Here is a 21,856-nt window from a genome sequence, read left to right on the forward strand (position 1 = left end):
TCGCCCTCGTCGACCTCGGCGGAATCGAGAAGCGTCAGCGCAGTCTCGATCTTGGCGAGGAGCGGCGCGATTTCCTCGCGCGCGTTCGGCCCGGGATCGCTCTCTAGCCGCCCAGGAGCGCCTGCTTCCGCGCAAGCATTGCGCCTGTGGACATCAGGCCTTCCTCCGTTGCTCGGCCGGCAAGGTCAAGAAGGACTTGGCGTGCCGACTCCGCCGCCAGTGGCCAACTCGGGTTCGGGCCAGTCTTTGACGATAAGAAACGCTAACGCGGATGCGCCCGCACTTGGACGCGCAGACCCGGATCCAGCCGCTGGTAGGCGATTTCGCCCTCCAGCTGCTGGGTGAGCAGAAGCACGATGCGGGAGCCCAGTCCGCCCGGATCTGCTCCCTCGCGGAGGCCGAGGCCGTTGTCGGAAACCGACAGCTCGATGCCGCTTCCGCTCGAGAGCGCGACCACGATATGGCCCGGTCTGTCGCAGGGAAAGGCGTACTTCAGCGAGTTAGTGACCAACTCGTTCGCGATCATACCGATCGCGAGCGCGTGGTTGTTTGCCAGGTAAACGTCCTCGCAAACCACCTGGAAAGCGATCGGTCCAGACGGAGCCAAGGACTGGAAGACCTTCTCGACGACGTCGTTCAGGAAGTAGCGCATGTTCACTGAGCGCGAATCCTGCTTGAGCGAGAGATGATCGTAGACCTCTGCCATCACCTGCAGCCGGCGCGCCGTGGCTTCCAGCGCGGCCGCGACTTCCGGCCCGCCGTGCCTTGCCTCCAGCCGGATCATCCCGCCGAGGATTGCGAGGTTGTTCTTGGTCCGATGCGCCATCTCCTGCAGCAGCACGGCCTTTGTCTTGTCCGCCAGCATGACCCGCCGCAGTTCCGCGCGCTGAAATTCCGCGACGGTGGCCGTCCCGGCTGCGGTGATCGCGAACAGGGCGTTGGTCGAAAGATAATCGATGCCGTTACTGCCGGCGTAACTGAGGTAGGCGCCGACGCCGATGGCGATGATCGCTGCGAATATTCCGGAGCCGCGGTCGAAGACCAGGCCCGACAGAAACACGCCCGGGAGCAACAGGAAATATCCCGGCGCCCCGGTCTGCATCTGCAGGGTCATTTGCAGCACGGCGCAGGCGACCATGATGCTCGCCGAGATGCCGTACCGGATGGGGCCCGGAAGCCGGTGCTCCAGAACCAGCGGGTAGAGCCTATTCATGGATTGCAAAACCACGCCCATGGGATAGCCGTTCCTGGCCCGCTGCAGCAATTCTAAGCAACCAGCTGGCATGTCCTGTAAGCTCGACCGGAACCGGACCCCTGGTCGATGGTTTACTCCACTCCGCTCAAGATTGGCCTCGAACCCCATCGTTGCCGGGGCCAATCTCGTTCGGCGCAAGCGGAAGTAGCTGCCTTGCAGGCGCCAAGTCGCTTCACGCTAGGCACTGCTCGACAAATTCAGGAGCTTGCGCGCAATGGCGCGCCGGCGAGAGGTGCGGGCGCCGGGTCATGAAATGGATGCTTGTCGTGTTGGTGGGCGGCGTAACGCCGGTCAATACCGACCTGGTGTTCGACAAATTCGCCGAATGCCTCTCCGCCGAGGAGCAGATGCGAAAGCACTACGCGGACGCGTTCGAGGCATGGGATCGATGGGCCGCAGCCAACATCGACCGGCGACGCGAGTATTCGAAGGCACGTGACCTCCAAGCCAAACGGCTGTTGAGCAACATCGGTACATGTGTCCCGCATGGCGGAGGCGATCAGCCGTCTGCCGCGCCTCCGCAGCAGCCCGCGACCGCCCCTGCACCGCAGCCCTCCGCGTTGCAAGCTTCGCCAACGCCGCAACCAGCCCCGAAACCCTGAGGCCTCCGCGAGTCCCGAACTCAAGGGGACTTCCGCAGCCGGTCATAAGGCCAGGCAGAACAGGCTTCCACGTCGGCGGGCTACCCGTCAGGAACGGCCACGCATTTTGGCCGTTCGACATCCGTAACAAGTGAGCCACCAGTGAGCGTACTTCTCGTCGAGGACGACCCTCTAATCCGCGAATTCGTCGCCGAAGCGCTGCGCGAAGCAGGCTATCACGTGATACACGTGAGCACCGGGGAGGAAGCGCTGGCCTGGTGCCAGCGCCACGTCGCGGACGTGCTGGTCACTGACGTCAGGCTGCCCGGACAGGTCGATGGGTGGCAGATCGCGGAACGCTACCGAGAGCAGGATCCGGAATTGCCGGTCATCTACGCGACGGGCTTCTCGCCCGCCACACCACGCCCTGTCCCGGGCAGCCGGATCGTGCAGAAGCCCTTCCATCCGGAGGAGATCGTCCGCATGATCAAGGAGCTCGGCGAGGAAAAGGGAGCGCGGCCGGGTTAGATGCTCTACTCGGTGGCCGAGCCGTAGCGCACTGGACCGCCGTCGGATCCATCGCTTGGGTACATCCGCCTCTCCCGTGGAATCAACCTTTCGGTAGGCCTAATTCCTCGACGGCCCGACCGCAGATCGCAGCGGGATCCTTGAGGCCGGTCTGACCGATCTCGATGATCTTCTTGGCAATCAGTTCGGTGAGGGGGTCGTTGCGATCCTGTACGCCAATCGTTCGCAGGGCCTGTTCGTAAGCTGTCGAAAGCCGCGTGATCTCTTCAGGCCCCAGAGGCGAGTTTTGAAGTATTCGGTAGATGGCCAATTGTTAGTCTCCCCGCTGGAGCGCCTCGTCGAGGGCTTGAAGGACGAGGTCCCGCTGGCTCGCGCAAGATGTGATCGCCGAGCGACCGACGGGCCGTTGAGGATGCAACCATCTCGGGGCAAGCCGAAGATGCCATCTGGAAATGGGCCGCCCTGAGGGCGGCCCATCGGCCGTACAGTTTACCAACGGCCGGTGCCGAAGCTGAAGCCGATGCTCGGGCCACCGCCATAGTAGCCATAGCCGCGATCGTAGTAGCCCGGGCCGCCATAGTAGCCGTAGCTGCGGCGGACCACATAGCCGTCGTCTCCACCGTAGTAGCGTTGGACATAGCGGGGACCGCGGGTCCGGTAGCAGCGGCCATACTCGTTGCAGACGAGTTCGGACCTGCTCGATGCCCGCGACCTCCGTCGACGCGATGGCCGCGGGTGCAAGAGGGGCGGCACTCGCAGACGACGCCATCAGGGCCGCCGCGAAAGCTCCTAGCGCGATGGTCTTCATTGGGTGTTCTCCTTCCTTGGCGAGATCAGTCGATCTCTTCGATGATGCGACGTTCATGGGGTTCGACGATGTAGGTGCGGCTGTCCCGGTTGATGTACCGGTACTCGCGAAGGGTCGGAGCATCCCGATAGACCTCTTCCGGGAACGCTTCGATCTCCACGCCTTCCGGCACGCGCTCTCCGGTGCGGATCTCGGTGCGAACCGTGCTGCCGGTGGTGCGACGCTCGCGCTCGACCGGGCGCGCCTTGGCGTGCTTGCGGATCACCTCGCGGTCTTTGTCGCTGAAGGTCGTCTTGCGCTGCTCGCTACGCGCCGGCGCGGCCGCCGTGGAACGACCCGAGTACGGCAGGACCGCGACGATCTTGTAGCTGGAGGGCTCCACGATCACGATCTCGTCCTTCACCAGCACGAAGTTGTAGCCCCGGTACTGCGGCACAATCTCCACGACATCCGCGGGCAGCGGCTGCACGCGGACGTCGCGCGGCACGACCGTGCCCACCGACAGGGAGAAGTTCACGTTGGTGAGCGGCTGCACGTTCAGGTGCGAAATCGACGTGCTGATCCGGGTCCGCTGCTGATCGTTGATGTTCACCGACGCGTTCACGTTGGTGGTCGACGAACGATCGGCCGTGTTCTGCTGATTGTTCGGCTGCTGGGCCGTGTTGGTAGACCCGGTGCCCGTCGGCGATTGCGCCTGGTTGGTGCCCGAAGCCGGTGGGTTCGCGCTCTGCGTCTGATTGTTCGCAGGCGGGTTTGTCTGCGCTTGGTTCGACGGCGGATTGGTCGGATTGGCCTGGTTGGAGGGCTGGCTGGCCTGCGCCTGGCTGGTCGAGTTGTTCGACGTGGGCGCCTGCGTGGTGTTGGTGCCCGTACCGGAGTTGGACGTCTGGCCCGTTGCGCTTTGGCCAGTCGATGACGGAGGCTGCTTCTGGGCCGAATTCGTCGAAGAATTGGTCTGCGCGGATCCCGAAGAGGAGTTGGACGACGGTGTCGACGTCGAAGAGGACGGCGTCGTCGACGTGGAATCCTGCTGACGTTGCGTAGCCGACGGATTGGAGTTCGACGTGCTCGGAGAAGATTGCGCGAAAGCCGAAGTCGCGATCGCAACTGCTGCAGTCGTGGCCAAGAATAAACGCTTGTTCATTTGAAACCTCCTAAATGCGGACATCGATCAAACCCCGGATGCACCGCGCAGTTCCTTTCCGGGAAATGTCGGCAACGCAGAGTCAGCATTTCTTCCGGGCGACGGAGGATTGCTGTGTAGCGAAATGAGACGCACCGCCCGGAGGTGGGAACACCGGAACTTCGGTCACGCCTCCTTGTTGGCAGTGACTACTTACAAACAACGAGGAGGACATCTTGAAGAAGCTGATCGTATGCGGCGCTCTCGCCGCCTTCGCTCTCGGCACCCAGGCCGCCAGCGCTGCCGAGTTCTACATCGTTCGCGACGCGACTACCAAGAAGTGCACCGTCGTCGACACCAAGCCGACGACGACCACCACGACGGTCGTGGGCGATACCGTCTACAAGACCAAGACGGAAGCCGAGTCCGCCGTGAAGACCACCAAGGTCTGCACCGAGCAGTAAACGGTTCTCGCAGGGCCAAGCCGGCCTCGCGAAGCAATTGGAGGAGAAGATGCCTGTACTGATTTTATGGGCCGTTCCCGCCGTGCTCGTTGTTGGCGGCGTCGGCTATTGGATAGTTCACATGCACTGAGCGATTAGACGCTCGCACGAACGGCTCGTCCGGCTCCGGGCGGGCCGTTTTGTTTTGAGCCTATCCGCCGGGCGCGCAAACAAGAAGGGCCTCCTGACGGAGGCCCTTCGATCTCTAACGCTTCGTCCTGTCAGTTGTAATCCGAATACTTGAACTGCGGGAGCGCCTTCAGTTGCTCCTTATTGCCGCTCATGACGGCGTGATCCGGGACCCAATCGTTCGCGTTTCGGCTCGTCGAAGCTGCGCCGGTGGTCGTCTCGCGCGATGTGGTCGAGGTGCTGGTCGAACTCGTCCGGACCGGCTCTTCGACGAACTTCAGCTTGTCCATCGAGACGGCGATGTCGTGTTCGCCCATGCCGAGGAAACCGCCGATACCAATGACCACCGCGTTGATCTTGCCGCTCTTGTCGACGAGCAGTTCGTTGATGTCGCCGAGCTTCTCGTTGGCCTCGTTGTAGACGTTCAGGCCCATGAGCTTCGAGGCGCGCCAATTGCCCTTGAGCGCCATTTTCGAATTGGCCGGGTGGGCGGTGGCCGCCGGCGCTGCGCGATCGGCCGGCTGAGTGGATTGCGCGAACGCGGCGCCGCCGATCACGGCAGTACCGAGCAGAGCGACGGCAAGAAAGCTTTTCATCGATTATCTCCTCCAACTTGAGAACCGCACCCGTTCAAGATGCCGGCGCCAACGCCGGGGATTGCCACTTGTTCCTGATGTCGGAACAGCGAGTGACGCAAGGTCCGTCACGCGCCCGAGGCGATCGAAGGACAAGGGGGCGACGCCATCACCATCATTGTCATCAATCATGTTCGCGACTTCAACTTGAGCGCAGAGACGACGCTCGAACTGGTCGACGAGTTTTGGAACAGGACGAAGGCAATCCCGCCGTGGGATTACGATGATCTCGCCAAGAAGGTGCGGAGCGCCTCGAAATCTCGCAAGAATTCGGTCGGAGTGAGGGCGCCAGAGCACGAGCTCGAGGCGGTTGAACTGAAAGATCATCGGAAGGATTCTTCCAAGCCTCTTCCCGGCGCATGGGACGAGCCGACCGATCTCTGGAAGCAAGAAAAGCCACCCGGAGACATGCTCGAGCGAAGCATGCGCAACGAACAGGAAGTCCTCAACGTCGCAGAGCCATTCACCGGCGCGCCCAACGAACCATTTCCGCCCCCTCTGCCCCACGATCACGCCAGCAATGAACCTCAGGATCCGCGGCCGCTGGAAGCGCCGCCCGCTCTAGAGCTCAGCGTACCCCACGAACCTCCCCCACGTCGGGATAATCGCGCCAGTTGCCGGCGATCCATCGGGGCGCCCGAGATACTGCGCCGAGACAGTCGATCACCTGGCCGCTCCGCAGCAACGTATCAGGCTCTCCGACGCCCTGTGGTGGGACTTCGACCTGAACAGACCCGGCTACGTGCCCGACGGAGCTCCATGGGCGCGCGCCGTCGACTTGCCCTTCTATCCGTTCGAGCAATCCTGGGCCCGGCGCTATTTCAAGCTGAAGAAGGCGTGCGCGCCATTCCCATATCCCTGCCCTGAGCGTCTGGCGCGCTACCGATCGAGGATGGAAGACCGGGCGACCAAAATCTTTGAGCGGAAGCACGGGATCAAACGGCCACCGAGGACCCGCGGTATCGATGTCAGCATTCGCGGCTCGCAGGTCAAGATAAGCCGGGCGAAGCTCCGAGACTTGGTGTGGAGCAAGACGATGATCCGTCACGGCGCCGACCTCGAGATCACCGAGACAGCCCTACGCCACCTCTGCAAGCGATATATGATCCCTATGCCAACCCGCGGGCACTTCAACCATAAGGATCCAAAGAAGCGGCCGCCGAAGCCGAAGCTGATGAAGATCCTGCGGAGCAACCCGAGGGACGGAGACGATTAACGCTTCGGCTCGGGGAAGGGGTGTCTTGTCAACTCTATTGATTGGACACGCTTTTCTGCGCAGGTGCGAATAAATACTACGGTGTTTGCAACGGTCGAGTCAGCACTACCGAAACCGTAGTTTTTGTCGCAGCAGGTGGACCCCCTTCCTGGCCAAAACGGGTGAGGTGCAATTTTGCTGTCTCTACGGCAAAGTGCGTAAGAGAGCGGACTGCTGAGCCCTGCGAGCCCTCTCAAGTGCCGCCGGTTCACGCGGCGGGCTTGCTGCACGCGACTGTGATGACTGTTGAGAAACGCCGTGTGAAATAGTTCACAAGCGGGAGGTATCTCTGCGCGTAGCATGAGCGCTTCCACTGGAGGGAAGCGCAATGAAGTGGAACTTGGCAACCTATCGAACGCTCGCGCTGACCATCGCTGTTCTAGTGGCGGCTGGTACTACTATGGCCATCGGTACTCCTCGTGGAGTCCATGAACCAATGTTGGGATCCGATTGGCAATGCAGCCGGACCATGCTGCTCGTGACCACGTGCGCACTGAAGCATTGAGCGGAATAGCCGCAGACGCGCGCTCGGTAAAGCTAGCGGGCGCTCGTTCACACATCTCGGCCCTAATAAATGTCGGCCTAACAATCGGTTAAGGAAGAACTCATAGCATGTTCCGCCGTTGACCTGCATCCCGTCACCGCATGACGGGTGGGTCCAGGACGGGGCCGATACCATGGCGGACCTCAGGGAAAAATTGGACAAACTCCGTGCCGACGCCGCGGATTTGGCCCTTATGAGCAGGCGAACGAGCGACTCGCAAAAGCGCGCACTTTTCGAACGCTTGGCAGATGAGCTCGCCATAGAGGCTCTCGAACTCGAGCAGGTGGTGAAGCTGCAAAGCCGGCGCTCCGGTCACAGCGACATGGACAAAGTCGTGCCCCTCCAGGCGCGTCCAGATCGTCGCTGACACAGCCACCGCCTCAACTCGCGGCCTCTCGTTCACAGCTGGCGAGCCTTCATGCTGCAACGGCTCATGGTCTGTCCGGTCTGGTCTACAGTCCAGACTCCTCCGGCTCCCAGGCCGGCGGGTTTTTCAATGGATTAGCCGTCCTGACAGGTGATGCCGAGGCTGTCGCAGGTGAGTGCGAATAGCTCTTTTGACTTAAAATCTTCAAAGCAGAACCTGGTGCCGATCTCCGCTCGGTCGGTCCACCAGCCGGCGTTAGCTCCCTTGGCGATGCGGGCAGCTTCGCCTCGTAACAGGTCCAGTCGTTGCCCGGCGGCACGAACAATCAGGCAATTCTCCTTGGGCATAAACGTCCTCCAACGGCAATTTGGATTCCGCAAATTGTCGGTACAGAAAACGTAGAACTTGCGGCGAGGGAAACAAAGCTTGTTGGTGATTAAAAGCAGCCGGCCTGCACGAAGGCCGCAGCGATGTTCTCGCTGCGATCCGCGCATGGTCGAAAGACACCGGGTGAAAAGATCTAAGTGAAATATACAGCCAGCCCCGGTGCAATGATCCTATCGCGACATTTCCGGCTCGCAATATGATCCATTTCACAATCGGCCGCACCATGCATCAAGGGCCGCCGCCGATGGTTTGCTGGAAGACTACGGTCAGAAGCTTCGAGAATTCAGGCTTTCGATAGCCGATGTGACTAGCCCGCTACATCAACCTGAGCACGAACAGGTTACCTTTTTGAGACAGGTGGGCGTTCGTGCCATTTTGCGCAACCAACGCTACCATGCTGAAAGCGCCCCGGCACGCAACTGCCAAAGAGCAGAGAGCTATCACGACCTGTTTGGGCATGGTGGCCTCCTGACCCACAGCCGCCTCTAGTTTCACTGACGTACGAGCTTGGATCGCATGCCGATCAGCATTGTGTAGGCAAGTCGTCGCCAAATCAGGTTCATCAGGACTAGCATGGTGGCATCCCCGCGTCTGATGTCGTCAACCTACAACCTTGCCTGTTTCCGGACGACTTCGCCGATGGCGTAAAATGGTTTTCGTTCATCGGCGGTGGCCGCACCAGCGGCTGGCAACGCCAACTGGCTGTGGGCGCGCGCCGGCTTTTCCGTTCGGCCGGCTGCCCGGCGACGATCCAAGCATCAATCCGCCCATTGTTCCTGTCTCGAGCAACGGCGTCGGGCGCATTGCTCAAGAATTCGCCTTGCAATTGTGTCCGCCCACTGTCGTAATGCTATGATTGTCGAGATATTTTTCAGTCCAGTAGTGTTGAGGTCGTGATGAGTATTTCCGATCGAACTTTCGATGCCGCTTTTGCTCTGCACCAACGTATCGTATTTATCGAATGTCAAATGGCTGAATTAGGTGTCCTGCGAAACCGACTAGCGCAAGCTCAGTTGCGCCGCTCGCGGTCAAGGTCGAGTCGTTCAGCTTCCCAGAAACTAGGTCGGCGCCGTAGGTGTAGGTAACTCTCCGCGCAACCAACCCCCAGTTGCCATGTGCCCCTCGTAAGCCCAAGCTATGGGCAATTCGTGAGTCGGGGGATTCATGGAACGGCAGCCGTTTGAGAGCATGTCTCTCGAAGAGCTTTGGCGACTCCATACGGTCGTCAATGACATTTTCGCCGCGCAGACTCGTGGCCAAGAAGGAAGAGCTTGAACGGCGTTTGGGGCTGCTCAACCGGGAAGACAAGCCTCCCAATTAATAAGATCACCTGATTGGCGGGCCGCCGCGCTTCACGCTGACTACCTGTACTAGCACTTGCAGTGCCGCGCCGATCGTGCGGAACGTCGCGGCGCCGGCCGCAGGAGACGTCCTATAAGCTTTTAGGCGCTCCTGCGGCCCTTCGTCGTTGCTCCGGCGCTCTTACCCCGCAATTGGATCGGCAGCCGGGAGCATTGGGGGCTGGTAGACGATTCATGCCATGATCGCCGATCAACGACAATCGGCAGAACGCCCTGCTCCGGTAGTTGTACGGAATCCATTTTCGCAACGGGGTGTTCTATGCAAAGAACACCGGCGCGATTTAAGTACCAGCCAATTTCGAGTTTCCCGGGATGGCCGCAGTGGGGGCTGGAACCACGCTGCGGCTTTTCCCGTTGCGCAGACCGCTGAGACGACCCCGACCTGGGGGCTTCAACGGGGATATGGGCCGGGGCCGCTCCGCCAGCTTGGGCAAGCCAGCGAAATGCAAACCAAGGTCTATGGTTCGGTTCCTATCGAAGCGCCAAGAGGTCCTGCCCGGGCGCCAGCAGGCGGACGTAGGTACCGCTCTCATGCAGTTCTAGCCAGCCCTTCTCGACCGCGCACCTGATGCCAGCGCCGAACTCCGTGCTGCCGCCCTTGAGGGTGTAGAGGAATGGCGCGTTGATCTTCTCGATATGGATGCGGCCGTCCTGGACTGCGTCGATGCTCTTGGCGAGCTCGATCAGCTTGCGCGCCGCGGCCTCCGGATCGGAGCAAGGACGGTCATTGGTCAATTTCAGTAATCTGCCCCCAGCCGGAAAATTGCCAGTGAGATATAGGGCGATTCTCAACGAGCGGGGCCATGTCACTTCCAGACTGGTGCGCCTGTCCGAGCTCGCTCACTCCGGGCGATCTCCTTGGCGATCTCTTCCGCTTTCCTTCTTCCTCGGCACGCCTTTGATCGAGCGCCGGCCCGGATTACGTCGAACTGCACAAAGGTCGAGATGCGGATCTCGTAAAGCTGGTTTCCCTCATCAAAACGGGTGAAGTGCAATTTTGCTGTCTCTACGGCAAAGTGCGTGAGAGAGCGGACTGCTGAGCCATGCGAGCCCTCTCGTTCTATTTTGAGACTAGTGAGACAATCGCCAGTCGTGAACCGGCTAGCGTCCACCCTTAGATTCTTCAAGCACGAGGGGCCCGCTCACACGTGCCTATGCAGTCCCCAAAACGCAATAAGCAGAAGGGCCACGGCTCCAATTCCCAGCAGCATGAGAATAGCTTCCAGCATGACGAATCAAGCTCCGCCCGAGCACAGGCTACACCCCGGCGGGAAATTGTCATCAAAGGCTGAGCCGCGCGCCCAGATTGAAGGTTCTGCTCAGTTGGCACGCGCGCTCAAATCGACCTATATGCGCGCCGGGCGGCTGTCTTTCGCGATCCCGTCGTAGCGTGCTCCAAGATGAGCGCACCGAGCATCGCAATAGCCACCCGTCGCGAGCTTTCAACGTCCGGAAAATCTGTGCAGAGAGAGACCTGGCGAGACGGAAACTGAAAGGCCGAGATGGATCTCGCTGAGCGGAAAAAGACAGGAGCAGTTGCTTCATGACTATCGGCGCAGAGTGGAATTCGGCGAAGCGACGCCGATGATCAGCGGGCCTGAGCCGGTCTTCGGCGCTTTGCAGGCGCGCGTCGCGAGCTCATGAAGCTGTCGAAATTGCTGGCAGCCATACCTCATCCGTTGTCAGTGGATATTAGAAGTCGGACCATCGGGGTAAGCCGTGGCCCATCTTCGTAGCTACTCACCGTAGCTATTTGCACGACGTCCCCGTTGATCTAAAGAAGTCGATGTCTTTTCAGCATCCTGTCGTTGTTGGTGTGGAGGAGCGGATGTCCGCCACGTCAATGTGAATCGACAACGCGCGCTCCGCGCACACGCAGAGCTGCACTAACCTGTCTCGAGCTCGTACAATTCGACAAGATGGCACTTGCATGGAAGCGTAGCATGAATTCAGCATGCTCCTACCGCGCAAACGATCGAGCTTGAGAATGCGCTTGAGGTGCGCGAACAACATCTCGATTTTCTTGCGGAGCCGGCGCGAGGTGCCTCCCTCCCACGATCTCGCGATCTGGCGGGCCATGTCGCGAGCGCCCTCGTAGATCGAGCGCGGCACTCTCCGTGAAGCCTGCTTGGGGCAACACCGAGCCTTCAGTGCGCATCGATCACAATCGCGCTTGCTGGCGAGGTAAAGCATGGTGGCACCATCATTCACCAACGTTCCGGTCGTGGTAAGAACTTTGCCACTAGGGCAACGATAGATGTCCCCAGCATGGTCATAGGTGAAGTCGTCGCGCGAGAAGATCCCGTCTGTGCGGGCCGACTTGTCGAAGACTGTAACGTGCGGCTCGATCCCGTGCTCATAGACCAGCCAGGCGAGCATCTCGGCCGAGCCATAGCCGCTGTCACCGAGCAGCCGGCTCGGATAGAGATCAAACCGCTCCAGCGAGCGCTCAATCATGCGCTTAGCGGCCAATACCTCCGCCTGCCGGATTGCCGTCGTTGCCTCAACATCGACGATGATCGCGTTCTCGATGTCGACCAGATAGTTCGTCGAATAGGCGAAAAATGCTTGGCCGCCGTGCGCCCCCGTCCAGCGCGCCGCCGGATCGGAAGGTGATACGAACTTCGGGGTAACCTCGGTCGCGGCTCCGAAAGCGGCATCATCAAGGACAGCCAGATACTCATCGATTGCTCGGCCGGCAGCCTCCGGCGGAAGTCCCTTGTCGCCTTCGATCCCCTTCTGCCGATTGGCATCGGCCTTGATTAGGCTCGCGTCGACGGCAAATCCTTCACCCCCGACCAGTCGCTCCTCGATGCAGCGGCTCAAGACGCTCTCGAACACACGGCGGAAGAGGTCGCTCTGCCGGAAGCGGCCATGCCTGTTCTTGGAGAATGTCGAATGATCCGGCACCGCTCCATCCAGACCGAGCCGGCAAAACCACCGGTAGGCCAAATTGAGGTGAACCTCATCGCACAAGCGCCGCTCCGATCGGATGCCGAAGCAGTAACCGATCAGGAGCATCCGGATCATCAGCTCGGGATCGATCGAAGGCCGACCGATGCTGCTGTAGAAAGGCGCCAGGTCCCGCCGGACCTGTTCAAGATCGACAAACCTGTCAATCAACCGCAGCAAGTGATCAGTCGGGACATGTCTTTCGAGCGAGAACTCATAGAACAACGCGACCTGTTCGACTTGCCGATGCCCCATCATGATCTTCAGTCCTGCCAATTAGACAGACTGAATCACTGATATCTCTGCGTCGCAACAGCTGCCTTTTTCAACAGAATCGGCCCGTGACTGCCATTCGCCCGGATCGCCGCAATGTCGGTTTCCGGAAGGTGAGCCGAACAGCATGATGTGAGCCGCCGAAGGCAGTCTTTGACCCATACCGGACGATGCCGCCATGGCCGAAAGCTAGCTTTTCGCCTAGAATTGGACGTCGGTGGAACGGTAGAGTGCGACCATGCGGCAACGCGGTGACAAGGTTCGACCTGGGAAGGCACGACGTCAGCAGAGAACCAAGGCTGGTAAGTTGCCGGTGTCGGTCCTTTCCAACGACGCTCTAAGACATCGACTTCGACAACGGGCTAGAGAACTCGACGAGGCACTTCAGCAACAGGCTGCCACCAGCGAAGTGCTGAGCATCATTCGCAAGTCGCCGGTGGATGCCCAACCTGTATTCGAGGCGATCGTTGAGAGCGCTGCGCGTCTCTGCGGAGCCATATTCAGCGTTGTTTATCTACAAGATAATGATCGTCTTCGCTTAGCCGCTACGAAAAATTTTTCCGCCACGGCAATAAATCAAATTCAGGGAGCGTCAGGAACTCAGACAGATCAATCGTTCCTTTGTCGGCGGGCGCGCCATCCTCGACCGTGCGATCGTCCAGATCCCCGACGTGCTTGCGGATCCCGAGTATTCGCGGGAGTTCGCGCTAGCCGGAGGATGGCGGGCGGTGCTCGCGGTTCCTCTACTTCACGAGGGAAAATCTGTCGGGGCCATAACGGTCGGCAAAGCGGAGCCGACGGCATTTTCAGAGCAGCAAATTCGACTCCTGCAAACATTCGCCGACCAGGCCATGATCGCGATCGAGAATGCGCGGCTGTTCGACGAAGTGCAGGCCAGAACCCGCGACTTAGAGATGTCCTTGCAGCAGCAGACCGCGACCGCCGATGTGCTGAAGGTGATCAGTCGCTCGACGTTTGACCTGCAACCCGTGCTTGATACATTGGTCTCATCGGCATGTCGCTTATGCAAAGCCGATATCGGAACTGTCCGGTATCAAGATGGCTCAACCTACCGTCTTGCCGCGGACTATGGCTGTACTCCTGAGTGGCGCGACCATTTAGCGCACCAATCGTCCAAACCGGACCGAGGCACGATTTTTGGGCGAACCATTGTCGAGGGGCATACCGTCCATATCCCGGATGTTCTTGTTGATCCTGAATTTACCCGGTTGGCAGCTCAAAAGCTGATGGGTTTCCGCGCGGCTCTCGGTGTTCCTCTGATACGAGAAGGTCGGGTTTTTGGAGTATTAAGTCTTCTTGGGCCAAACTCCTTCACCTCGAAACAAATCGAGTTGGTCGAGACTTTTGCCGACCAGGCTGTCATCGCCATTGAGAACGCGCGGCTGTTCAACGAGGTGCAGGCCAAGACTCGTGATCTCACCGAGTCTCTTGACCAGCAAATTGCGACAGGTGAGGTTCTAAAGGCAATCAGTCACTCGGCCTTCGACCTTCAGCCCGTTTTTGACGCTATAGCCGAAAATTCCGTCAAGCTTTGTCACGCCGAAAGAGCATTCATCTTTCGATTCGACGGCCAATTCCTGCGAGCGATTTCCTCCTTTAACGTTGGCCCGGAGGTCAAGCGGTTCGTGGATCAGAACCCGATTGCGTTGGGACGACACAGCATTTCCGCGCGCGCGGGCAGCGAGCGGCGCACGGTACACGTGGCTGATGTTCATACCGACCCGGAGTATGGCTACGCTGTACGGGATGTAGATTTGATCAGGACAATTCTCGCTGTTCCCATGTTGAAGAGCGACGAACTGGTCGGCGTGATTACGATCTACAGGCTGGAGGTCAAGCCGTTCACCGAAAAACAAGTCTCACTTGTTGAAACCTTTGCCGCACAGGCGGTGATCGCCGTTGAAAACACTCGGTTGATTAATGAATTGAGGCAATCGCTTGAGGACCTTCGCGCCGCGCAGGATCGCCTGATCCAGACCGAAAAGCTCGCCTCGCTTGGCCAGCTCACCGCTGGGATCGCCCACGAGATCAAGAACCCGCTCAATTTTGTGAACAATTTTTCCGCATTGTCGACCGAGCTGATCGACGAAATGAAAGAGACGCTTGCGGACGCTGGACTTAGCGAGAAGAAGCGCGAAGTGCTTAACGAGCTGACGCAAACACTGAAGAGCAATCTTGAGAAGGTGGTGCAGCATGGCAAGCGCGCCGACTCCATCGTCAAAAACATGCTGTTGCATTCGCGCGAAGGCTCCGGCGAGCATCGCCCGGTTGATATCAATGCGATTGTCGATGAGAGTTTGAATTTGGCCTATCACGGTGCGCGCGCTGAACAGACAGGATTCAACATCACCATGCGGCGCGATTTCGATCCGACAGTGGCCGTGGCCGACGTGTTTCCGCAGGAGATCACGCGCGTTCTGCTCAATCTGATTTCAAACGGCTTTTACGCCACGGCCAAGCGCAAGGCGGAAGCTGGTGACGGCTTTGAACCGATGCTGACCGTTACGACAAGAAATCTCGGTGACAAGGTTGAAATCTGCATCCGTGACAACGGTATCGGAATTCCGAATGAGGTAAAAGACAAGATATTCAATCCGTTCTTCACGACCAAGGCTGCGGGCGAAGGCACCGGGTTGGGTCTGTCGATGAGCCACGACATTGTTGTGAAACAACACGGCGGTACGATAGACGTCGATACCCAGGTTGGCACATTCACCGAGTTCAAGATTGTGTTGCCGCGTGCCGGGGCATCCCTCGCCAACTCGGGAGGGCAACGGTGAATTTGCTGATTCTCGTGGTCGATGATGAGCCGGATGTTGAGGCGCTGTTTCGCCAACAGTTTCGGCGCGACCTCCGGGCTGGTCGTTTTGCGATGGAATTTGCGCAATCGGCCCCCGCGGCACTTCAACAAATTGACAATGCCGGAGATGCGTCGCTCATCCTGATCCTTTCCGATATCAACATGCCGGGAATGAGCGGCCTTGAGCTTCTTCCCAAGGCAAAGGCCGTTCGCCCGGATGTTCCGGTCATCATGATCACCGCCTATGGTGATGCGAATACCAAGCGTCGCGCGCTCGAAAATGGTGCGGAGGCGCTTCTGACAAAACCGATCGATTTCGGCGCGCTTCGCAGTCAGATCGACAGCTGCGTTGAGCGCGCGGTGTATTCGTCAAATACCCCTTGATCGGCTCCGGTGTATGAGTCCGGAAATGGTCCAGGATCGCGGTAGGGATGCCCATTGCTGGACACCCCCCGCACAGAATCCGGACAAGCCCGATTCGAGCATCCGGCTCTTACCTCGGGTGTTTAACGGCGAAGCGCCGGTCGGGCCATGGATGAAGGATGCGCGGCGCGGGAAGCCAGTCGGCGACCAACTTCGTCATTCGCTCCCACGTGAAGCCGTCTTTCTGGCTGCGCCGCCGAAGCGTGCGGCGCCAGAGGTCGGCCACGTAATGCCGGAACGCTGAGAGCGCCCGACTATTTGTGGGCACGGCATAATAGGCGAAGTGGCCTGTAACGACTTGCCTCAGCCAGTGTCCCTGAGACGGGATAGGCTGATGCATTCTTTGCCGCAGCTCCGCCTTGATTTCCTGCAGCTTCGCCCGCATGCGGTCGCGCCGGGTCTTCCGCTGTAGTTGGAAGGCACCCCGTCGAGATTTCCCGCAGATGAAGGTGAAGCCCAAGAACGCGAAGGTCTCCGGTCTACTGATGCCACGCTTCTTGCGCTCGACTGCCGCATGGCGTCCGAACTCAATCAAGCGGGTCTTGCCCGGATGGAGCGACAGCGAGAATGCCCCGAACCGCTCACGCAGTGCATCAAGGAATCGACGGGAGTCGTCCTCATGCTCGAAGCCTGCGACCAGATCATCTGCATAGCGCACGACGATCATGCCGCCGCGGGCCTCTTGCCGTCGCCAGCGATCGGCCCACAGGTCGAACACGTAGTGCAGGTAGATGTTGGCGAGGAGTGGTGAGATCACCGAACCTTGGCCAGTCCCACTGTTCAGCTACGGATACGATCCCGTCTTCGAGGATGCCCGCCTTGAGCCATTTACGGATCAGACGGATGATGCGCTTGTCGCCGATGCGGTGCTCCAGGAAGCGGATCAACCAGTCATGGTTGACGCTGCCAAAGAAGTCCCGGATGTCGGCGGCAAGTATGTGGTTCACCTTCCGGCTGGTGACCGCCACCGCCAAGGCGTCCAGCGCATCGTGCGGCCCTCGTCCAGGTCGGAACCCGTACGAGAACCCGAGGAAATCCTCCTCGTAGATGGCGTTGAGCACCATGGCGCAAGCGCCCTGGACGATCTTGTCCTCCAGGGCCGCGATCGCCAGCGGCCGTTGTCGGCCATCCGCCTTCGGTATGTATGTCCGACGCGATGGATGAGGCCGATACGCTCCTCGGTGGACTCTTCCGTGGAGATCCTCGAGATTGCGCTCAAGGTTCACTTCGTAGTCCTGCCAGGTCACCCCATCGACTCCAGCGGCAGCTTTGCGTTTGAGCGCGTAGAATGCCACCTGGAGCGTGTCGACGTTGACCTGATGGAGAAGCGCGGTGAACCGCTCCTTCTTCCTTTGCCTTGCGGCTTGCCGTACGCGGCTCAGCGCCTGGGTCACGCGCGCCCGGGTCTGCGTCCGGTGCGTGCTTTGCTGATCCGCATTCCCCTTGGTCCCTGCCCTTTGCTCCGCCGCCTCCGCCGCCGGTGGCCCGGCTTTGTTCGGCGACTTCCCAGCTACTACGGCAGAGTCAGACTTCTCCGGATCGTGCATCGACGGCTACGGCTCCTCGCCTTCCCGTCGCGGACCGTCTACCCAGAGGGGCTTTCGGCCAACCCGGAGACCTCCCGGTTCCCGTGCAGGGAGCGTGCGTGCATGCCAAGTTCTTCGACCACGCCGGGTTACCCAAGCGCTTGCGATGACGCTCTTGAGCATGTTGCCTTCCGCTACACAGACAGCGTCGGCACCCGGGATCACTTTTCTATCGCGGCTCAATGGTTGGCCTGCACGTCCCCCTACCGACGCTTCGCCGACATCCTCGCGGATACCTGCGCACGGCTCGGGGGCGATGCGGTTCGCTATTCCTTCATCGTAGTGGACTTGCACCACCTACTCCTTGCCGGTCTCCCGGCGCACCTGTGTGAAAAGGCTCTGTTTGCTGTGATTCGCGCGATAAGATTCCCGGCGATTTTGCGGGGCATCTGATGAAGCGCTTTGTTGAAGGTTTGGATCGGGGGCAGAGCACGCTGTTTCCGGCATCGCTCGACGACTATGTGACCGAGGATAACCCGGTGCGAGCGGTCGACATGTTTGTCGACGGTCTCGACCTCGACAAGCTCGGATTTGTCGGTGTCCAGCCACTCGATATCGGCCGACCCAGCTATCACCCCGCTGTTATGCTCAAGCTCTACATCTACGGCTACCTCAATCGCGTGCCGTCGAGCCGACGCCTGGAGCGGGAATGCCAGCGCAATATCGAAATGATCTGGTTGGCCGGGCAGTTGGCGCCGGACTTCAAGACCATCGCGGATTTCCGCAAGGACAATGGCAAGGCCATTCGTGAGGTCTGTCGCGAGTTTGTCGCGCTGTGCCGCAAGCTTGATCTGTTCAGTGCAGCGAGTGTCGCCATCGATGGATCGAAGTTCAAGGCCGTCAATGCGCGGGACAAGAATTTCACCGAAGCGAAGATGAAGCGGCGCCTGGAGCGGATCGACGAGAGCATCGCCCGGTATCTCTCGCAGCTCGAGACTGCCGATCGACACGGCGATGCAGTGCCAGAAGCGAAAGTTGCGAGGTTGAAGGGCAAGATCGAGAAGCTCAAGGAGGAGATCGTCCGGCTCAACGCCATCAATGCGGAGATGATGAAGAGCGAGGACAAGCAGATCTCGCTGACCGATCCTGACGCGCGATCGATGGCGACGAGTGGCAAGGACACCGGGATCGTTGGCTATAACGTGCAGATTGCAGTTGATACGCAGCATCATCTCATCGTGGCTCACGAGGTGACGAACGTGGGCACCGATCGCCACCAACTCGCCAACATGGCCAGGCAGGCTCGCGACGAGATGGCTGTCGAGTCGCTCGAAGTCGTGGCAGACCGCGGCTATTACGATGGAGAGGAGATCAGGGCCTGCGAGGAAGCCGACATCACGGTGACGTTGCCGAAGCCGATGACTTCGGGCGGCAAAGCTGCTGGCCGCTTCGGCAAACAGGACTTTGTCTATGTCGCCGCCGACGATGTTTATCGCTGTCCCGCCGGCGAGCGGCTAACTTATCACTATACGAACGTAGAGGACGGAAAGACACTGCGCCGCTATTGGACAAGCGCCTGCAAAACCTGTGCGCTCAAAGCTCAGTGCACGACAGGCTCCGAGCGCCGCATCTCACGCTGGGAGCACGAGGCCGTTCTGGAGAAGTTCAGGATCGGCTCGACCACAACCCCGATGCAATGGGGGTCCGCCGTCAGACAGCAGAGCATCCGTTCGGCACGATGAAGTGTTGGATGGGAGCAACGCACTTTCTCACGAAAAAGCTGCCAAAGGTGGCCACCGAAATGGCGCTCAACGTGCTCGCCTACAACATGAAGCGCGCAATGATGATCGTGGGCGTAGGCGGATTGCTGGAGGCGATGCAGGCGTGAGGCCGGCCTCTGCGCGACCAAATCAGCGCCTACCTGAAGCTCCTGATTGCCGCTGAGACGACTGGAGGTCGATTCCACCGAATTAGAAGCTCGGCGGCCGTGAAATGCACCGGAGCGCTCCAAGTTGCAGGATTTTCACACGGCCTGGGTCCTTAGCGGACCTGCTGAGCTCCAGAGCTGACGTCCGCATTATGGCGCGAAGCCGAACTTAATTCCAAGAAGGCTCTAATGCGTTCGGGGATCCGTCCCGGCCGCTGCGCCACTTCGCCATTGCGCCGCCCTCCTCCGCACGGTGCTGGCTCGCAATATTCGGGACCTTGTTTGGAGCAGGTGCATCGGTCATTTCGGCAACGTGGTTGATTGTGCCGCTGGCGCCGACGCGAACGACGCAATCGATCACCGACGGGCCGACTCCCTCGGCAGCTATTAAAAGGCGCTCCGCAATCGCTTTTCGGACCTCATGGTCTCCGCCGTTGGGCAAGGTCATCTTCGGAAAAGGCTTGCTGATCATCGGAAACGCATAACGTCGTTGCTCACGCCCGCCTCATTTCAGCGTCACCTTGAAAATAATGCGAGGCGGCCCGCAGCGCTGTCGCCCCGCCGCCACTGCCGAACACAAGCCAATGCACCCAGCGGCTGGCCTGACCACACCCTTGACCAGTGCCCTTGCCTCGACAACGCCATCGACGATCGGTTTCATGAAAGATATCGGAAATGGCCGCCCTGATCAGCCCCTCGAGCGTGCGCAGATCCTCGACCAGCGCATCGATCTTCTGATGCAGGTCGCGGCGACCGAGCGAGGCCTTTCCGTCTTGGTCGCGCCATTGCTGCGTCAGAGTCTTTACGGTCGAACTCGAGCCCGCCGATCGACTTCGCCATTTCGCGCAACGTGGCTTGGATCGATCCACTTTCCGTCATGCTCGCTCCCGCCGCCGTAGCTCTCCCTCACGCCGTCGCACCAGGCCCGCCCGGCCTCGAGCCTGCCGTTGGCCGCCTTCAGCGCATCGCGCGTGCGCGCCAGGCGCTCGCGCGCATCGGCGCAGGCAGCGGATTTGATGCGCATCCCGCGCGGGTCAGCGCAATTAAGGCAGCAAGCGTCGGCACCCAACAAGCGCACCCGCTCCGATAATGAAAAGCCTCAGCCGCCATCCGCATCCCAGCTTCGTAGCAAACGGCCGTAGCTAACTGCGCGCCGTTTCATTGATCTGCCAAGAGGTGTTGCCTTCACAATAGCTTGCTACCCATGGTGAGGAGGAGTGGATATCCGCTGCACCTTGCTCATCGGAGTTTGCGCGTCCTGACTGACTGGACCCGAAAACACTTATAGCGGAGCATAAACGACTGATACAACATATGGTAGCAACTTAGGCTAGTGAGCAAAATGCGCCATCTCGCGGTATCACTGTTCATGGTTCTCGCTTGCGCTATGCAGGCGGAAGCCGCACCAACATCTATTCGCTGCGATGGCAAATATTACGATCAGCAGCAATCGTATTTCGTGACCTACGACTTCGAGACAAATCACTTTGTGTATGAGAAGCCTGGTGCAAGGATGCTGCCTGGGGAGATCATCGCGGTAAGCGACGCACAATTGGACCTCAGCCTCAGGGCCGATGGAGGACGTATTCTTCTTTCTTTTGATCGCAAGCGCAATGTGATGACGTGGCCGGGAATGGCCGCCCATGAACTGGGAAGACCTTTGTTGCAACACGCCTGCACGGAGGTAGCTGGGAGGACAATGCTGTCAGCATTCCGCCAGCCCGAGCAATTCGACCAGAAACGTCTCGACCCGGTTGATCCGTTTTCGCTGACCTGCCCAGGCCAGTACGGCCCATATTTTGTCACTCTGGATCGCTCCACAAGAATAGTCGTTCTAGAGGCTCAATCCGCGGCCGAGACCATGTCGGGCAACATCACTGGGGCGGGCGATGACTCCATTAGATTTGCGGTCGCGGGTCGCTCCGGCCAATTCGATTTGGTATGGGATGAGCGCAAGCGATTGCTAACCTGGATTGGCGTTACGGCTAATCCAGCAAGGCCGACAACCAGCCACGAATGCACCGTCACAACACCGCGATCAATCATGGAGACCTATGCCAACTTAGTTCGCTGGCGCTAAACGTGACACGGTCGCTCACGCGTTTAAGACTGCTATGGGTCACTAGCGTCATTTTTGGCCGTTTGCCGGATGTCTGCTCCTCCCCAGATAGCGGCTGAATAGCAGACATCCACCAACCGCTGCCTGGGGCCACAAGCCGACATCCAAGGTGAACGCCCAACGCCCTTCTCACACCGGATTGTATCGAGTTCGTCGGGTGCCGTAGGGTGTGGCCTAGTTCACAATGTAGTACAAGCAGACGAGGTAGTCTGCAGGACGCGTCTGGTAACGGAGAGTTCCATATTACACTCTCCTTACGTTTGCTCGATTGAATAGCAAGGCATATACCTCGCCGGCGGCATTATCACCGGGCTCAACGAGATAGATGCCGCTAGTGTC

General features: G+C 59.6%; 17 protein-coding genes and 3 pseudogenes. 8 read left to right on the forward strand and 12 right to left on the reverse strand.

Annotation, left to right across the window (positions count from 1 at the left end; genetic code table 11):
• Positions 1–262: 262 nt before the first annotated feature.
• Positions 263–1,234 (reverse strand): sensor histidine kinase, encoded by a 972-nt coding sequence (locus ACSKB8_RS17450; RefSeq protein WP_438105424.1) that lies wholly within the window; start codon positions 1,232–1,234, stop codon positions 263–265.
• 269 nt (positions 1,235–1,503) lie between these two features.
• On the opposite strand from ACSKB8_RS17450, the gene ACSKB8_RS17455 reads away from it, so the two are divergent.
• Positions 1,504–1,857 carry a hypothetical protein gene (locus tag ACSKB8_RS17455; protein ID WP_438105425.1) on the forward strand — a complete coding sequence of 118 codons (354 nt, stop codon included), beginning with the start codon at positions 1,504–1,506 and terminating at the stop codon, positions 1,855–1,857.
• A 141-nt stretch (positions 1,858–1,998) separates the two neighbouring features.
• Positions 1,999–2,364, forward strand: a complete 366-nt coding sequence (locus ACSKB8_RS17460) for a response regulator transcription factor (RefSeq protein WP_438105426.1) — start codon at positions 1,999–2,001, stop codon at positions 2,362–2,364.
• An 82-nt stretch (positions 2,365–2,446) separates the two neighbouring features.
• Here ACSKB8_RS17460 and ACSKB8_RS17465 read toward each other — a convergent pair whose 3' ends face one another.
• The 3 genes and pseudogenes from ACSKB8_RS17465 to ACSKB8_RS17475 form a co-directional block, all read right to left on the reverse strand.
• On the reverse strand, positions 2,447–2,674 hold the full coding sequence (locus ACSKB8_RS17465; RefSeq protein ID WP_438105427.1) for a hypothetical protein: 228 nt from the start codon (positions 2,672–2,674) through the stop codon (positions 2,447–2,449).
• A gap of 179 nt (positions 2,675–2,853) precedes the next feature.
• Positions 2,854–3,172 (reverse strand): annotated as a pseudogene (locus tag ACSKB8_RS17470) (hypothetical protein).
• Between the two features lie 25 nt (positions 3,173–3,197).
• Positions 3,198–4,316 carry a DUF1236 domain-containing protein gene (locus ACSKB8_RS17475; protein WP_438105428.1) on the reverse strand — a complete coding sequence of 373 codons (1,119 nt, stop codon included), beginning with the start codon at positions 4,314–4,316 and terminating at the stop codon, positions 3,198–3,200.
• Positions 4,317–4,531: 215 nt separating this feature from the next.
• Here ACSKB8_RS17475 and ACSKB8_RS17480 point away from each other — a divergent pair, with 215 nt between their 5' ends.
• Positions 4,532–4,759: a hypothetical protein gene (locus tag ACSKB8_RS17480; protein WP_438105429.1), complete on the forward strand. Its 228-nt coding sequence runs from the start codon at positions 4,532–4,534 to the stop codon at positions 4,757–4,759.
• Positions 4,760–5,019: 260 nt separating this feature from the next.
• On the opposite strand, the gene ACSKB8_RS17485 is transcribed toward ACSKB8_RS17480, so the two are convergent.
• Positions 5,020–5,523: a PRC-barrel domain-containing protein gene (locus tag ACSKB8_RS17485; RefSeq protein WP_438105430.1), complete on the reverse strand. Its 504-nt coding sequence runs from the start codon at positions 5,521–5,523 to the stop codon at positions 5,020–5,022.
• A gap of 1,971 nt (positions 5,524–7,494) precedes the next feature.
• Here ACSKB8_RS17485 and ACSKB8_RS17490 point away from each other — a divergent pair.
• The gene (locus ACSKB8_RS17490) at positions 7,495–7,728 is read left to right on the forward strand and encodes a hypothetical protein (RefSeq protein ID WP_438105431.1); all 234 of its coding nucleotides are present in this window, start codon (positions 7,495–7,497) and stop codon (positions 7,726–7,728) included.
• 134 nt (positions 7,729–7,862) lie between these two features.
• On the opposite strand, the gene ACSKB8_RS17495 is transcribed toward ACSKB8_RS17490, so the two are convergent.
• The 4 genes from ACSKB8_RS17495 to ACSKB8_RS17510 form a co-directional block, all read right to left on the reverse strand.
• On the reverse strand, positions 7,863–8,075 hold the full coding sequence (locus ACSKB8_RS17495; protein WP_438105432.1) for a hypothetical protein: 213 nt from the start codon (positions 8,073–8,075) through the stop codon (positions 7,863–7,865).
• A 355-nt stretch (positions 8,076–8,430) separates the two neighbouring features.
• Positions 8,431–8,574: a hypothetical protein gene (locus ACSKB8_RS17500; RefSeq protein ID WP_438105433.1), complete on the reverse strand. Its 144-nt coding sequence runs from the start codon at positions 8,572–8,574 to the stop codon at positions 8,431–8,433.
• A gap of 1,373 nt (positions 8,575–9,947) precedes the next feature.
• Entirely contained in the window at positions 9,948–10,217 is a 270-nt protein-coding gene (locus ACSKB8_RS17505; protein ID WP_438110573.1) for a hypothetical protein, read from the reverse strand.
• 1,053 nt (positions 10,218–11,270) lie between these two features.
• Positions 11,271–12,686 carry a transposase gene (locus ACSKB8_RS17510; RefSeq protein ID WP_438105434.1) on the reverse strand — a complete coding sequence of 472 codons (1,416 nt, stop codon included), beginning with the start codon at positions 12,684–12,686 and terminating at the stop codon, positions 11,271–11,273.
• Positions 12,687–13,372: 686 nt separating this feature from the next.
• On the opposite strand from ACSKB8_RS17510, the gene ACSKB8_RS17515 reads away from it, so the two are divergent.
• Together ACSKB8_RS17515 and ACSKB8_RS17520 are read left to right on the forward strand one after the other, a co-directional pair.
• Positions 13,373–15,502 (forward strand): GAF domain-containing protein, encoded by a 2,130-nt coding sequence (locus ACSKB8_RS17515; protein WP_438105435.1) that lies wholly within the window; start codon positions 13,373–13,375, stop codon positions 15,500–15,502.
• Entirely contained in the window at positions 15,499–15,906 is a 408-nt protein-coding gene (locus ACSKB8_RS17520) for a response regulator (RefSeq protein ID WP_438105436.1), read from the forward strand. Before ACSKB8_RS17515 ends, ACSKB8_RS17520 begins: the two co-directional genes overlap by 4 nt.
• A 109-nt stretch (positions 15,907–16,015) precedes the next feature.
• Here the strand turns inward: ACSKB8_RS17520 and ltrA are convergent.
• Positions 16,016–17,492, reverse strand: a pseudogene (gene ltrA / locus ACSKB8_RS17525) (group II intron reverse transcriptase/maturase).
• A gap of 431 nt (positions 17,493–17,923) precedes the next feature.
• Here ltrA and ACSKB8_RS17530 point away from each other — a divergent pair.
• Positions 17,924–19,359, forward strand: a pseudogene (locus tag ACSKB8_RS17530) (IS1182 family transposase).
• A 208-nt stretch (positions 19,360–19,567) separates the two neighbouring features.
• Here the strand turns inward: ACSKB8_RS17530 and ACSKB8_RS17535 are convergent.
• Positions 19,568–19,870, reverse strand: coding sequence for a hypothetical protein (locus ACSKB8_RS17535; protein WP_438105437.1), 303 nt, complete (start codon positions 19,868–19,870; stop codon positions 19,568–19,570).
• A gap of 22 nt (positions 19,871–19,892) precedes the next feature.
• Positions 19,893–20,267 (reverse strand): DUF1515 family protein, encoded by a 375-nt coding sequence (locus ACSKB8_RS17540; RefSeq protein WP_438105438.1) that lies wholly within the window; start codon positions 20,265–20,267, stop codon positions 19,893–19,895.
• A 473-nt stretch (positions 20,268–20,740) separates the two neighbouring features.
• On the opposite strand from ACSKB8_RS17540, the gene ACSKB8_RS17545 reads away from it, so the two are divergent.
• A complete protein-coding gene (locus ACSKB8_RS17545) occupies positions 20,741–21,478 on the forward strand; it encodes a hypothetical protein (protein WP_438105439.1) in 738 nt (245 codons plus the stop codon).
• Positions 21,479–21,856 lie beyond the last annotated feature (378 nt).

Origin of the sequence: Bradyrhizobium sp. BR 1432, assembly GCF_051547705.1 — a bacterium.
GTDB lineage: Bacteria > Pseudomonadota > Alphaproteobacteria > Rhizobiales > Xanthobacteraceae > Bradyrhizobium > Bradyrhizobium zhanjiangense.